Source organism: Rothia sp. HMSC075F09 (assembly GCF_001810515.1).
In the GTDB taxonomy this organism is placed as follows: Bacteria; Actinomycetota; Actinomycetes; order Actinomycetales; family Micrococcaceae; genus Rothia.
Window position 1 is genome coordinate 565 of sequence record NZ_KV801797.1, and the last position, 13,411, is coordinate 13,975.

General features: G+C 58.0%; 9 protein-coding genes and 2 pseudogenes. 5 read left to right on the forward strand and 6 right to left on the reverse strand.

The genetic code is table 11. The features are described from left to right. A pseudogene (locus tag HMPREF2749_RS09340) lies at positions 1-195 on the reverse strand (hypothetical protein); the annotation flags it as partial. Positions 196-1,039: 844 nt separating this feature from the next. On the opposite strand from HMPREF2749_RS09340, the gene HMPREF2749_RS07405 reads away from it, so the two are divergent. Together HMPREF2749_RS07405 and abc-f are read left to right on the forward strand one after the other, a co-directional pair. Further along, positions 1,040-2,326 carry an MFS transporter gene (locus HMPREF2749_RS07405; protein ID WP_005987410.1) on the forward strand — a complete coding sequence of 429 codons (1,287 nt, stop codon included), beginning with the start codon at positions 1,040-1,042 and terminating at the stop codon, positions 2,324-2,326. A gap of 261 nt (positions 2,327-2,587) precedes the next feature. Continuing rightward, complete coding sequence (abc-f, locus tag HMPREF2749_RS07410) at positions 2,588-4,057, forward strand: ribosomal protection-like ABC-F family protein (protein WP_005987409.1); 1,470 nt, start codon at positions 2,588-2,590, stop codon at positions 4,055-4,057. Between the two features lie 908 nt (positions 4,058-4,965). Here the strand turns inward: abc-f and HMPREF2749_RS07415 are convergent. Next, positions 4,966-5,253, reverse strand: a complete 288-nt coding sequence (locus HMPREF2749_RS07415) for a Rossmann-fold NAD(P)-binding domain-containing protein (RefSeq protein ID WP_204371245.1) — start codon at positions 5,251-5,253, stop codon at positions 4,966-4,968. A 146-nt stretch (positions 5,254-5,399) separates the two neighbouring features. Here HMPREF2749_RS07415 and HMPREF2749_RS07420 point away from each other — a divergent pair, with 146 nt between their 5' ends. Continuing rightward, a complete protein-coding gene (locus HMPREF2749_RS07420) occupies positions 5,400-6,692 on the forward strand; it encodes an IS30 family transposase (protein WP_005987407.1) in 1,293 nt (430 codons plus the stop codon). Positions 6,693-6,912: 220 nt separating this feature from the next. Here the strand turns inward: HMPREF2749_RS07420 and tet(W) are convergent, their stop codons facing one another. Further along, entirely contained in the window at positions 6,913-8,835 is a 1,923-nt protein-coding gene (gene tet(W) / locus HMPREF2749_RS07425; protein ID WP_070593944.1) for a tetracycline resistance ribosomal protection protein Tet(W), read from the reverse strand. Between the two features lie 449 nt (positions 8,836-9,284). Between tet(W) and HMPREF2749_RS07430 the strand changes: the two genes are divergently transcribed. Further along, positions 9,285-10,595 (forward strand): ISL3 family transposase, encoded by a 1,311-nt coding sequence (locus tag HMPREF2749_RS07430; protein WP_049353248.1) that lies wholly within the window; start codon positions 9,285-9,287, stop codon positions 10,593-10,595. A gap of 255 nt (positions 10,596-10,850) precedes the next feature. Here HMPREF2749_RS07430 and erm read toward each other — a convergent pair whose 3' ends face one another. The 3 genes from erm to HMPREF2749_RS07440 form a co-directional block, all read right to left on the reverse strand. Then, positions 10,851-11,705 (reverse strand): 23S ribosomal RNA methyltransferase Erm, encoded by an 855-nt coding sequence (gene erm, locus HMPREF2749_RS07435; protein ID WP_016459102.1) that lies wholly within the window; start codon positions 11,703-11,705, stop codon positions 10,851-10,853. Positions 11,706-11,804: 99 nt separating this feature from the next. Next, on the reverse strand, positions 11,805-11,870 hold the full coding sequence (locus HMPREF2749_RS09510; protein WP_071569110.1) for an erythromycin resistance leader peptide: 66 nt from the start codon (positions 11,868-11,870) through the stop codon (positions 11,805-11,807). A gap of 49 nt (positions 11,871-11,919) precedes the next feature. Continuing rightward, positions 11,920-13,098, reverse strand: coding sequence for an IS256-like element IS1249 family transposase (locus tag HMPREF2749_RS07440; protein WP_070593945.1), 1,179 nt, complete (start codon positions 13,096-13,098; stop codon positions 11,920-11,922). A gap of 150 nt (positions 13,099-13,248) precedes the next feature. On the opposite strand from HMPREF2749_RS07440, the pseudogene HMPREF2749_RS09155 reads away from it, so the two are divergent. Further along, a pseudogene (locus tag HMPREF2749_RS09155) lies at positions 13,249-13,411 on the forward strand (transposase); the annotation flags it as partial.

Genomic DNA, 13,411 nt, shown 5'->3' on the forward strand with positions numbered 1-13,411 from the left:
AAAACGATTACACCACTCCACAGGACTTGACCCGCCAAGCAGCCACCTCGCGAAATTCAGCACGAGCACGCCCTCCCGGGTATGGGGCTCATGCCTCGTGCGAGTGATGAGAATCTTCGGGAATGCATCCCCGATGGATAGAATCGGCGCAATCTCCCTCTCGAGCGTCGAATCGGCGCCGATATCGTCGCTCACATACACTTTCCTTCCCGGTTTCGAAACTTGGAAGGCAGTATGCGCAAGGATGCGTCGAGGTGCGATCCCAGTCGTACCATGCCAGCAGAGATGTCGAGGCACATTCGTTCATGCTGCAATGCGGGCATCGGAGATGAAAAACAGCCCGTCGGGTAGTCATGGGCGTGCGGGAGCCCGCATCAGTAACCTGCCTCCTCGGTTGTCCCTTCTTTGCATGGTCGTCTACATAAAGGAGGAACCAGCCATGCAGATCAGCATGCTTGCCCTTCTTGGGTCACGGACCGGGGAGGCGAGGGCCTCCGTCGGGACCGCCCCGAGCAACCGGCATATCCAAGGAATGACAAGGCTCGATCGCTGTGCTGGTCAGGATGCCGAAGCGGGCCGTCCGCCAATCGGAATGCGGGTCAGGATGCTGCAACGTGATTCCAGCTGCAGGATACGGCTCCTTTGCGGTTGCCGCAAAACCTGCTGGCAACATTCTTACTATCCGAATGATGTACGCATCCCTTGGGATCGTTTCGCCTGACCAGGGCCATCTTCAGCGCCTCATCGGCCAGCTCGGCAGGCGCCTCTTCCACGCGTAATAGCCCTGGCGGGTCACCTATGCAACCAAAGATACAAAAGGAATCGAATGGCCAGAGAGGATTGCCCTTACCGATGCTCGATTCTTGACAGGCAAACTCAAGCCTCGTTAATATTACATATTACATGGTTTGCCAGACCGAATTAACAAAGGAGGGGTGTCGTGGTTGGTCTTTTCCGCACGTGGATGAGCGCCTAGAAAGCGGCGCTGTTGTGGCGTCGCGCTGTTTTTCTGCACGCCATTTCACGATTGGACATAACCATGATATTTGAAACCTCTCGGGGCAGGTCTGTTCTGCTGTGCCATTCATGGCAATTCAAGCTTTGTTTCGTATGGGGCGGGGAGCTCGTTTCGACATTGACGAGTTCGATTCTCCAAATGGGTCTTATTTGGCATCTCGCCCTCACGACAGGGTCGTCTTCTCTCCTCTCCTTAGCATCGCTGGCAGGCTTTCTGCCGATTGCTTTGTTCGGAATCCTTGCGGGCGCCGTTGTCGACAGACTGCCTTTGAAACGTGTCCTCATCGGCGCCGACCTCTTCATTGCCGCGGTGGGTGCCGCCTTGGCGATTGCCTCGTTGGCCGGCAGCTTACCTGCATGGCTAATTCTCATCGCCCTGTTTCTCCGTGCAGTTGGTACTTCGTTCTACACGCCAGCCTCCCAATCTCTCACGCCCCATCTCGCCCCGCCAGAGCATCTCGTTCGCCTATCGGGGGTGACTCAGGCGATTCAGTCCGGCGGATACATTCTTGGCGCCGCGCTTGCAGCAGTGATTTATCCCGTGGCGGGCATTACCGCTATGATTGTCCTCGACGTGCTGGGAGCGCTTTTCGCTTCTTTAGCCGTCCTCGCCGCACAGATAGACGCAGGGGGCCTCGATGAAGCCGACCGCAGCTTGTCCTTTTCCAATAAGGTTCGAGAGCTCTTCTCTGAGATTTCGGACGGCTACAAGCTGATTAGGGAGTACAGGGGGCTGTTCGCCCTTCTTTGGTGCGGGTTCGTCTTCGCTTTCGCGTTCTCTCCGCTCGCGGCATTGTTCCCAATAATGACCTTGGGGCATTTTGGCGGTAGCACGGGGGATGCCGCTTTGGTGGAAATCCTTTTTTCTGCAGGCATGCTGGCTGGGTCCGGCATTTTGGCGGCCACGGGAGGGTTCCGCAATAGGTCGTTCACCATGGTCGCCGCGATTGCCGGCTTCGGCATTGCCGCAATCGTATCCGGATCGCTCGGCCCGTCATTGTTCGCTGCTTTCCTGCCGGTGAGCTTTCTTATGGGCGCATGCTCCCCGTTGTACGCGGGAACCCAGACTGCCCTTATGCAGGAGCAGATACCTCCTGAGTACCTAGGCCGCGTTTTCGGCCTCTACGGAACCATCATGGCGTGGGCCATGCCCATGGGCCTCGCAGCCCCCTCCGTTTTTGCGGATCTGCTTGGAGCTCCGTTATGGTTCGTCGGCTCTGGAGCGACCATGGTACTGCTTGCGATGGCTATGCTGCTTGCTCCGAGCGTCCGAAACGCGGGGAAAAGAGATACCGGGCAGATTCAATAGCCCAAGTATTCGAAAAAAAGAGGCAGCAGCCATCGGTTCAAGCGTCAGCCTTCAAGCCCTTGCGACGACGAGGTATTGCACCGACATTCCGCATCGCGCTCCTTATTCGTCGCCAACTATCATTTTCGGATTTGCCGGCTTGCGCAAGGTCAAAACGCTCGCGCCGGCAATTGGGCAAAGGCGAAAAATCGACGTGAGCAATCTTTTTTGGCATGGCTGCGCTTCCAGTAAAACGCTAATACACAAAAGGCGGTTCAACCTATGGAACTCATAGTCAAAGCTAAAGACATCTTTTTGGAATATGCCGGCCGCGATATCCTAGATATCGAAGAGTTGGAAATCTACTCCTACGATCGCATCGGCTTGGTGGGAGACAATGGCGCAGGCAAAACCAGCCTGCTTAAAATTCTGAGCGGCAATCTTACCATTGCGGACGCCGACGTCAGGCGCTTCGGCAGCATTGCCCTCATCGGCCAACTCGATGAACTCGACCTTGATGCGGCTCAGGACAGTGGTGAGATGCTCTCCCGTCTCAACGTCGCCGGAGTGGCGCAGGAGACGATGAGCGGCGGGGAGGAAACACGCGCCAAGATTGCCTCTGCACTCTCCCAGCATGCAAGCGCGATCTTCGCCGACGAGCCTACGAGCCACCTCGACCAAGACGGCATCCGCCTTCTCGTCGGACAACTCAAGGCATTTGATGGGGCTCTGCTCATCGTGAGCCATGACCGTCATTTTCTCGACCAGGTGGTAGACAAGATCTGGGAGCTCAAAGACGGCGGTATTTCCGAATTCTGGGGTGACTACTCCGACTATCTGCGACAGAAAGAAGAAGAGCGCAAAGCTCAGGCGACTCGATACGAAGAGGCGATGCGCGAGCGCGATCGCCTCGAAGCCGCCATCGAAAAACAACGGAAAAAAGCACGGCAGGTCGACGCCAAGCGGAAGGCTGCGAAAAAAAGCAACGAGTATGCAGGTCGATTGGGGCATCAGAAAGCAACCGGCACCAAACAGAAGAGGATGTACCAGGCGGCTAAGGACATGGAGAAGCGCCTCGAAGCGCTCGAAGGGATTGAGGCCCCAGATAGCATTCGCGCCGTGCGGTTCCGCCAGAGCAAGGCCCTGGAACTGCATAGTAAATTTCCCATCTCGGCAGACGATTTCAGCTTGAGCTTCGGCAACTGCATGCTCTATGACCACGCGAAATTCGAGATACCGCTCGGTGCCAAAGTGGCCATCACCGGTGGCAACGGTACAGGAAAGACCAGCCTGCTGAAGGCAATCGCTCGACGCGCCGACGGTATCAACATCTCTCCCAAGGCAGAGATCGGTTACTTCGAGCAAACAGGCTACAAGTTCGACGCCCGTCAGTCTGCGATCTCGTTCATGCAGGATGGTTGCGAGTACAGCATGACCGAAATTCGAGGCATCCTCGCCTCTATGGGAATCGGACCGCGCGACCTGACAAAGGACGTTGGCGTTCTCTCGGGAGGCGAAGTCATCAAGCTGCTACTCGCGAAGATGCTGCTGGGCAGATACAACATCTTGCTCATGGACGAGCCTGGAAATTACCTGGACATCAAGAGCGCCGAAGCCCTCGAGCAGATGATGAGCGCCTATGCCGGAACGATAGTGTTCGTCTCCCACGATAAGAGGCTGGTCGAGAACGTCGCAGACATTGTCTACGAAATAAAGGACACCAAGCTAGTCAAAATCTTTCAGCGCGAATAGCCCTAAATGAGCAAGAAATAATCCCCGAACGGAGACAAGGGAGTAAAACGGCAAAGAAAGAGCCTCCGTCCCAACGCAGGGAACGGAGGCTCTTTAATCGCTTTTACTCATCTCCGTCGCTGGTGGCTTTGTCATGACTCTCGTACGAAACGAAACTCAGCGGCACAGTGCGGCACTCAAAATCGCAGGTCAGAACCCTATCGGCCTACTCCCACTCGATGGCTTCAGTTTTACTGTCCCGACATTCCAGTTGTCCTCAGTTTTCGATGCCGTCTCAAACCGAGTGCCGCCAAGTAACACTATGTCGTGTTTCATCGGCTTCGGGGACAAAAGCTGGGACAACTTCAAAAACCATTTTCAAACTCAGAGTATTGAGTTTTTATTTTTGTCCCAAGGGGCACGGAGAGCCGCCTTTGGAGGCTCGATATCGACGAAAACGCCCGCTTTGAAACTCAAGTGCCTTTTCGTGTGCGAGCCGCCAGCTGCAATAGGAAGTGAATCAACGCAGGCGCCTTTCAAGCAGTTTGCAAAACTGCAGGTTGCAGGCCTTCATTGCTAGTAGGGGAAATGAGTAGTCTCAGGTGGCTTGCCCATGAGTTAGCGAGCAGGTTGGGGCTTCGTTGTTGGCGCAATCACTTCGTGCACACTCGAAAGGTCTGTTTAACTTCAGACAGGGCGCCAGTGCCTACGCGCAGTGGCGCAGATGATGGGCAGCAAGAGACAAGCATCTGCTGCCGCCCATCAGAAAGCATCGTACAGGCCATACCACACGTCGGTGTAGATGAAGTCGGCGCCCTTGATGCACTCGGTTGTCGTCGGAGACCTTGCAGTTCTCCTCGCCGATGGCCATGAGGTCGCCCATCTCCTGCGAAGGCGGGCGAGCCGTAGCTCGCCCGACCTGGTACGTCTTACAGACCGTGCTTACCGAGAGCGGCCATGCGCTCATTGATGGTGGCGCGGTATGCCGCAGCCTTCTGCTCGTCGGGCTCGCTCTGGGGGCACAGAGTGGCCAGGATGGCGCGAATGGAGTGCTTGCGGTTCTCGGCCTCGACCCAGCACAGGGAGCGCTCGGGATCGTCCATGACCTCGTCGACGACTTCCTCGCCACGGTTGGCGGGCAGGCAGTGCATGAACATGCTGTTCGGACCGGCAACGTTCATCATATCCCAGGTCACCTGGTACTTCGGATAGAACACATCCATGTAGCTGGAGCTGGAGACTTCACCTTGATTATCAACTTTATCCGAACACCTCCCACATTCATCCGCACATGTGCGGATGAATGTGGGAACCCGATACCCTGAGGGCCGGATCGGCCGGCCCCGGGAGATCGGAGGACGGCATGTCCGGAAAGAAGAAGAGCGGCTCCGCAAGGGCGGTCCCGAGGGCCTACGGAAGGCTCACGAGGCACGAGCGGGACACGGTCCAGAGGATGCTGGAGCGCAGGGCGTCGTGCAGGGAGATCGCGAGGGAGCTGGGCAGGTCGCCCTCGACGGTGAGCGCCGAGGTGGCGTCGCACAGGTTCGTGACGGCGCCGAAGGCCAGGCGCGGCGAGCGCGTGGACGCCTCCGCCGACCTGTCGGCGGCCTGCCCGCGCCTGGCGGCGTGGCCGCGCTGCTGCAACGGGTGCGGCCGGTACCGCGCGATCGGCTGCAAGCGCCGCCCCCACGTCTTCTACGAGGCCCGGGCCGCGCAGCTGTGCGCCGACTCGGTCCTCGTCTCGTCCAGGCGCGGGATAGACGCCGACGAGCCCGCCGCGGCGGCCAGGCTGGAGGCGATAAGGGACTGCCTGCGCCGGGGGCTGTCGCCCGAGCAGATGGCGGCGCGCAACGGCGGCCCGGTGGACCTGTCGCCGTCGACCATCTACCGCTGGGTCTCGGCGGGCTACGACGGCATGACCAACATGGAGCTCAGGCGCAAGGTCGGCTACAGGCCGAGGAAGCGCGCCGCGGGCCGGGCGGCGACCCGCCACTCCGCCCGCAGGTCGCATGCCGCGTTCCTCGCCCTCGGGGAGGACGCGTGCGCCGCGGCCTGGGAGATGGACACCGTCGAGGGGGCCCGGGAGGACTCCGCCTGCCTGCTCACGCTGCTGCACCGCCCCAGCAGGCTCCAGCTCGCGCTGCCGCTGGAGGAGAAGACCGCCGGGTGCGTCGCGGACGCCCTGGAGGGCGTCCGGGCCATCCTCGGCGCCGACGGGACGCGCCGCGTGTTCCGCGCCGTCCTCACCGACAACGGCGCCGAGTTCTCCGACGAGGCGGCGATCGCGGCGCTGCTCGGCGAGGGGCCGGGCGAGACGAGGCTGTTCTACTGCGACCCCAGGCGCAGCGACCAGAAGGGCGCCTGCGAGCGCAACCACGTCGAGATCAGGAAGCTGCTGCCCAAGGGCGCCGGAATCAGGTTCGACCGGCTCGCCCCGGCCGACCTGGCGCTGGCCATGTCGCACGTGAACTCCGAGCCCCGCGGCGCGCTCGGCTTCGCGACGCCCGCGCGCGCCTTCAGGGCGATGCTCGGGGAGGACGCGGCGGCGCTGCTGGACGCCTACGGCGTGGAGGACGTGCCGCTCGGCGATCTCGACCTGACGCCGGGGCTCATCGAGAGGGCGCGCGCAGAGAGGGGCGATGCCCCGCTGGCCTAGCCTAGGAGAAAAACGGAATAGACGGACCGACCGTCCGGCTGAGTCTGGGAAGAGGTGCCGGGCGGCGGGCGGAGCATGGCCACCGGACCCATCGAAACACATCTCCACCATTCCTTCAACTGGGAAAATGCCGCCCCCGGGGCCCGGATAGGACCTCGGGGGCGTTCGGTTAACTGCGGGAGCGTGCCGTCAGCTCAATGTGTTCGGTTGGGATCGGAAATCAACCAGTGATCTTACTGAACATATGGCGCACCTTGTCCAGGCGGCTGTTTGGACGGCGGGGCTGGATGACTGGCTTGCCGACAGCGGCCTGATACCCTTTCAGTTCTGTAAGGCATACGCTCTGCCCGTTGGTGTAAAAGGCCAGATCAGTACGGTATGCCTGTATACAGCGGGCGGGAATCTCGCCAGTAAAGACAACTTCATCCTTTTTTACCTGGACCGTTTCGATGGTGGCACAGTATTTCGGTGCATCATGATAAGCCCTGGAAAGATATTCCCGGGGCGCATAGAGGGTGAAGGAGAGATAAGGTTCCAGCAGTTGCGTCCCTGATTCCTTCAATGCCTGTTCCAATACAATCGGGGCCAATGAGCGGAAGTCCGCCGGCGTGCTGACCGGACTGTAATAAAGCCCGTATTCAAAGCAAATCTTACAGTCCGTTACGTTCCAGCCGAACAAGCCCTGCTCCAGCCCGTAACGGATACCATCCCTGACAGCGTTTTGAAAACTCTGGTTCAAGTATCCCAGCGAAACCCGGCTCTCGTATTGTACACCGGAGCCAAGCGGGAGTGGTGTAACAGACAGTCCGATGGATGCCCAAAACGGGTTGGGCGGCACCTCGATATGGATGGTGTGGCTGGCTGCTTTGAGCGGCCGCTCCATATAAATGACGGTGGGTTCCTTTACCACTGTTTCAAGCTTGTATTTTTCCGACAGCAAAGCGGAAACAACCTCCAACTGCACCCGGCCCAAAAAAGAAAGAATGATCTCATGGGTGATGGAATCCACCTCGCAGCGCAAAAGCGGGTCAGTATCCGCAAGTTGCGTAAGAGCGTCCAGCAGCCGTTCTCTTTGCGCTGCCGTTTTCGGCGCAATCGACGTCCGCAGCATGGGGAGGGGGTCCTCACGCCACCTTTTACGAGGGAGCCGGGTTGGGTCCCCTAATACATCGTTTAACCTCACGCTGTCGCTGGGAAGGATAACAATTTCACCCGGATAAGCGGTGTCTGTCCGAACAATTTCCCCTTTGGATGGAATACGCATCTCTGTGATTTTCAGCTTTTCTCTCCCGGCCAGAGCCACCGTATCCCGCAGGCGCAGCGTTCCGCTGTATAGCCGCAGATAGACACGCCGCTGGCCGCAATCGGTGTACTCAACCTTGAAAACGCTGCCGCATAGGGTGGCGCTCCCCTGTTCCCCAATCGGTTGGAACAGTCCTGTCACCGCATCCATCAACGGTTGAATGCCAAGGCCCTTTTTGGCGCTGCCATGATAGACCGGAAACAGGGAGACTTCTTGAACCCGCCGCTGTTCCTCCCGCGCAAGTTTTTCCTGGCTGATTGGTTCTCCTGCGATATACTTTTCCAATAATGCATCGTTATTTTCGATGACCGCATCCCATGCTTCTATGTCGGTATTTTCCTCCAGGACTATTTCCGGGGACAGCGACACCGTCTGCTTGATGATAATATCGGCGGAGAGCTTATCCCGAACAGACTGAACCACGCTCTGCAAATCAACGCCAGCCTGGTCGATCTTGTTGATAAAGATAACGGTGGGAATGTTCATTTTCCGCAGGGCATGGAACAGAATACGGGTCTGGGCCTGCACGCCATCTTTAGCGGAGATCACCAAGATGGCCCCATCTAAAACAGCCAAAGAGCGGTACACCTCCGCCAAAAAATCCATGTGGCCGGGCGTATCCACAATGTTAACTTTACATCTGTGCCACTGGAAGGAAGTGACTGCCGCTTGAATGGTAATCCCACGCTGCCGCTCCAAAAACAAGGTGTCCGTCCTCGTTGTCCCTTTTTCGACGCTCCCCGGTTCTGAAATGGCTCCACTGGCATATAGCAGACTCTCCGTCAAGGTCGTCTTTCCAGCGTCTACATGGGCAAGAATCCCGATATTGATAATGTTCATGTCTATCCTCCATACAAGGCCCGAATGGGCGCAAAAATCCCCAGCGGCTAATACTTTTACCGCTGGGGATTATAAGTTGCGGACATACACATATACAGCATACACCTGTTTGTGATTGCTGTTTTTGGGGATATGTCAAAATTGATAAGGCAAAAGTATTCTTAAATTGGGTACAAAAAACTAAGCCCCTACAAAAGGAGCTATCATAATCCTTTGTTCCCACTATTTGATTATAGTTTTATTTAAGAATACCTTGCCGCATATTTTTTACTCCTTTTCTGGATTAAATCATTGTATCACATCAGTTTTAGGAAAGCAAGTACCTAAAAGGGCTCTTCGCATTTGAGGGTGTAGGTGTTGTGGGCGGGGTTGGGCGTGTCGTGGCCGGGTAGGGGTCGAGGTCTTCCGATGATGGAGATTGCTACACCGTCCATCTGAAAGACCTCGACATGGCCAATACTATCTTTGATCGCCCTGACCTGAGCGCGTTCACGCGCCTGGATGACCTGGGCCTGGAAGTGACGGGCCAGCGCATGTGGCCAGACCATGCAGTGTTGGCTTGCCGGATTGCTGGTGAGGACCGGTGGTGTCGACGCTGCGGATGCCAGGGCGAGTCGCGTGACACGGTGATCAGGCGCTTGGCGCACGAGCCTTACGGGTGGCGCCCCACGATCTTGCACGTGAGCGTGCGCCGCTACCGGTGCCAGGAGTGCGCCCATGTGTGGCGTCAAGATATGAGCCAAGCGGCCGATCCGCGCGCCAAGCTCTCGCGTGCGGCGGTGCGCTGGGCGCTCACTGGGCTGGTCGTTCATCATTTGACGGTGGCGCGTATCTCCCAGGCCCTCGGTGTGTCCTGGAATACCGCCAACACCGCTGTCCTGGGTGAAGGCCAGCGTCTACTGATCAATGATCCAACTCGGTTCGATGGCGTGCGTGTCATCGGGGTGGATGAACACGTGTGGCGCCACACCCCCTACGGAGACAAATACGTCACCGTTATCTTGGACTTGACACCCATCCGAGAACGCAGCGGCCCCTCCCGACTCTTGGACATGGTCCCGGGTCGCTCCAAGCAGGTCTTCAAAACCTGGCTGGCCTCCCGCCCCGACACGTGGCGAAGCCGCATCGAGATCGTCGCGATGGATGGATTCACCGGGTTCAAAAGCGCAGCCACTGAAGAACTCCCCGGCGCGAGGGCGGTCATGGACCCCTTCCACGTCGTGCACCTGGCTGGCAACGCCTTGGATGAGTGTCGCAGACGCATTCAGCAAGAACTCCACCACCGGCGCGGGCGTGCCACCGACCCCCTGTACAAGGCCCGCAGGATGTTACACACCCGCTCATGCCTGCTCACGCCACGCCAGCAGCACCAACTACTCAACCTGTTTTCCGGTGAGGAGCACGTCGCGCTCGAGGTCACTTGGAGCGCCTACCAGAACATCATCGACGCCTACCGCGCGCCCGACACGGACGCGGGTAAGGCCCTGATGGAAGCCGAAATCAACACCCTGACCTCCACGCGTGTACCGAGGGGTCTGACCGAGCTCATCACGCTGGGCAGGACACTCAAACGCCGAGCCGGGGACATCCTGGCTTACTTCGACCACCCCCACACCTCCAATGGCCCTACCGAAGCCATCAACGGACGCCTCGAACACCTACGCGGCTCCGCCCTCGGGTTCCGTAACCTCACCCACTACATCACCCGCTGCCTCCTCGAAACCGGCGGATTCAGACCCCAACTACACCCCCAATTATGAAGAGCCCGTTTTCTGTGGCACCGGTGATAGTAGTTCCTAGTTTTGCGGTGCGGCAGATGGTATCGACGATGACATTTCCGTTAGGCTGCACAGTAGGTCCTTAGTTTTGTACGGATGGATTAGATACCTTTTTCCTACAAAGCCAAGGACCCCAATATCTTGTGCCACGCCCAAACCCCCGGCGAACTAATCAATGCACTCTAAAACCGGAAGAGCCCTTTTAGTACTACTGGTGGATTTCGGTTTTGGTGGGGATTAACGCCGCCGGCTTCGGTTTTTCCGTTGAGGAGGTCGTTGACTACTTCCCGATGGTGAAATGGGTCGATGGTGAGGTAGAGAGGAACCAGTCACCTGGAAGAGATCGATCCAGTCGTTGGTGTGCAATCTGGGAGGTAGGGTCGCGGGGTCGATTCCTCGCGAGCGCAACCATGATTGTGTTTCTGAACGTGATGAAAACAACCCTGCCCTTCGGAGAATTTCCCCTATCCCGCGTCCCCGGGCAGTGAAAACGGTGTGCACCATCGCCTGAAAGGCTTTGCGCTGCTCTATCGGAATCTTCGGGTCACCCACCCGGCGGATCACTAAGATCCCCCCGTCAACGTTTGGCTGTGGCCGGAAAGCAGGCCTTGGTACCCGAGAACCCAGGTGAAATGTGAACCATGGGGACCACTGAGCCGTCATCATCGTGCTTGCGCCTACCCCGGCCCGGCGGCGAGCGACTTCCCACTGCATGAGGAGTACAGCGTCAGTCCATGCTGGCGCATGCAGCAACTTTCGAAGAATGGCAGTGGTGAGGTGAAAGGGAATGTTTCCCACAATGACGCAGGGAGTGGCGGGTAACCGGAAGTTAAGGAAATCATCATGGACCACTTCGACCGCCGCCGAGGAGGTTTCTTGTGTGATTTTGGCAGCTAGTTTTGCGTCCACTTCAACTGCCGTTATCGCCCTCCCCAAGTGGGCCATCGGGTGAGTGAGGGCACCGCTTCCTGGTCCGATCTCAATGATGGGGCCGGAGGTTTGTTTCACAAGGTCGATGATGGAGTTGATGATCTTGTGGTTGGTGAGAAAATTTTGGCCATGCTCGTGACGGCCGTGTCCGTATGCAGACATCAGGTGTGCTCCTTGGATTTGAAAGGGAGCCGGGCATGACAAATAGCCGCCCGGCTAAAGGACCGGAGCGGTTTTTAACCTACGGGGTAGGAAACCGCCTTAGCGGTTGGTGCGCAACCGCAAGAAAGCGGTACCTGAAATCAACATGGGTCTAATTATATCCATTAAAGGGTTAAGGGTCAAAATGTGTGTCTGGCTCGGCGTGTCGCGGGGGTTAGATTTGGCCTTTTTGAATGCCGATTGAGTGGGTGTAGTCGGTGTCGATAGCGTTGTCGTAGAGGGCTGGGCGTCCTGTTTCGTGGTCGGCTTGGTTCTCGGTTTGGGTCAGGGTGGATACTTTGGCGAGTTGGCCCTGGCCCCAGTCGGACTGCCTGGCGATTCGTACTGGATCGTCAGGCAGTTCCGTTTTTAAGTAGAGCCACCAATCCAGCATGCGGCGTTGTCGTTCGCCTGATCTGCCGCGGTGGGTTCTGGCGAGCAGTTTGAGCTGGGCGTTGATGCCGCCTTCTAAGCTGTTGGTGGTGGATTTGATCCGCTCGGGCGCAAGGACTCCTGCTGGCGGGTTGAGGTAGACAAACAGCATCTCGGACCGCCAAAGATGGTTGAGGCTGTTGTAGGCCTTGCGCACGTTGTGGTGGGTCCACACGCGGGTCCATGCACCTGTTTTGGGGTCTTTGATCATGGTTTTCTCGTTCATCCATTCCCGGTAGATCGTTGAAAACTCGTGCAGTTGCACACCCCACGCGGCGGCTTCATCCAGTGTGGTGATCCGGGGCAGTTTCAGCGCAAGTCGGTAGATGGTGCGCCCGGCATCGGTGCGTGGGTTGGTGGTGGTGTAGCGGCGGACCACGCGTTGGGCGTGGACGAGGCAGCGTTGAATTTTCGTAGTCGGCCAGCACTTTTTGATTGCGCTGTATGCGCCTTGGCCGCCGTCGATGACGGCGATGAGTGGGGCTTCGATGCGTTCAAGCAGCAGTTGGTAGTCGCGGGTGGTTTCGTGTTTGCACCAGTGCCAGGCGATCACGTGGTCGATGGTCGCCGCGACGATCAGGCAGCCACCGGCGGTGTAGGTGCCATCGAGAAATACCTGGTCGTAGATCCGCTTGTGGTGGCCGGCGGTGGGGTCAGGCACATCAACGAGCCAGCACCACTTGAAGCGCCGCTTCATGGTGGCGCGGCTAACACCGTTTCGTTTGGCTAGGTCGTCGAGTGATATTGCGGTGGTGCAATGCTCGATGAACTGGGTGAACACTGCCGCGTTGGTGATGTCGTTTCGACGTTTGACGCTGGAGGCGCCGCATTGTTTGCAGCGCCATCTGGTGGTGCCTTTGCTGGTGGTGCCGTTGCGTTTCATTTCACCGCCGCAGTGGCAGCGTGGTTGGTTCTTCGACATTGCGACACCACACCACGCCGCGCATAGCACATCACGGCTGCCACACCGAGGATTTCCCGTCGGGGGCTAGATATATGCTTCCGGAGCATATACTTTCCGGAAACCTACAGGTCAATCCGTGAAAATCCGCGATTCCGGACACACATTTTGACCCTTAACCCTGGGTATCGCCACCGGCCCCTGGATACCAGGGTCGGCACCATCGACGTGGCGATCCCCAAGCTACGCTCAGGCACCTACTTTCCAGAGTGGCTGTTGCAGCGCCGCAAACGCTCCGAAAACGCGTTGATCACAGTGGTCGCTGACTGCTACC

Bases quoted from the DNA above. Each gene is read 5' to 3' on its own strand.
- abc-f (WP_005987409.1), top strand. From the start codon at position 2,588: ATGGAACTCATAGTCAAAGCTAAAGACATCTTTTTGGAATATGCCGGC.
- erm (WP_016459102.1), bottom strand. From the start codon at position 11,705: ATGTCTGCATACGGACACGGCCGTCACGAGCATGGCCAAAATTTTCTC.
- HMPREF2749_RS07430 (WP_049353248.1), top strand. From the start codon at position 9,285: ATGGCCAATACTATCTTTGATCGCCCTGACCTGAGCGCGTTCACGCGC.
- HMPREF2749_RS07420 (WP_005987407.1), top strand. From the start codon at position 5,400: ATGTCCGGAAAGAAGAAGAGCGGCTCCGCAAGGGCGGTCCCGAGGGCC.
- HMPREF2749_RS07405 (WP_005987410.1), top strand. From the start codon at position 1,040: ATGATATTTGAAACCTCTCGGGGCAGGTCTGTTCTGCTGTGCCATTCA.
- HMPREF2749_RS07440 (WP_070593945.1), bottom strand. From the start codon at position 13,098: ATGTCGAAGAACCAACCACGCTGCCACTGCGGCGGTGAAATGAAACGC.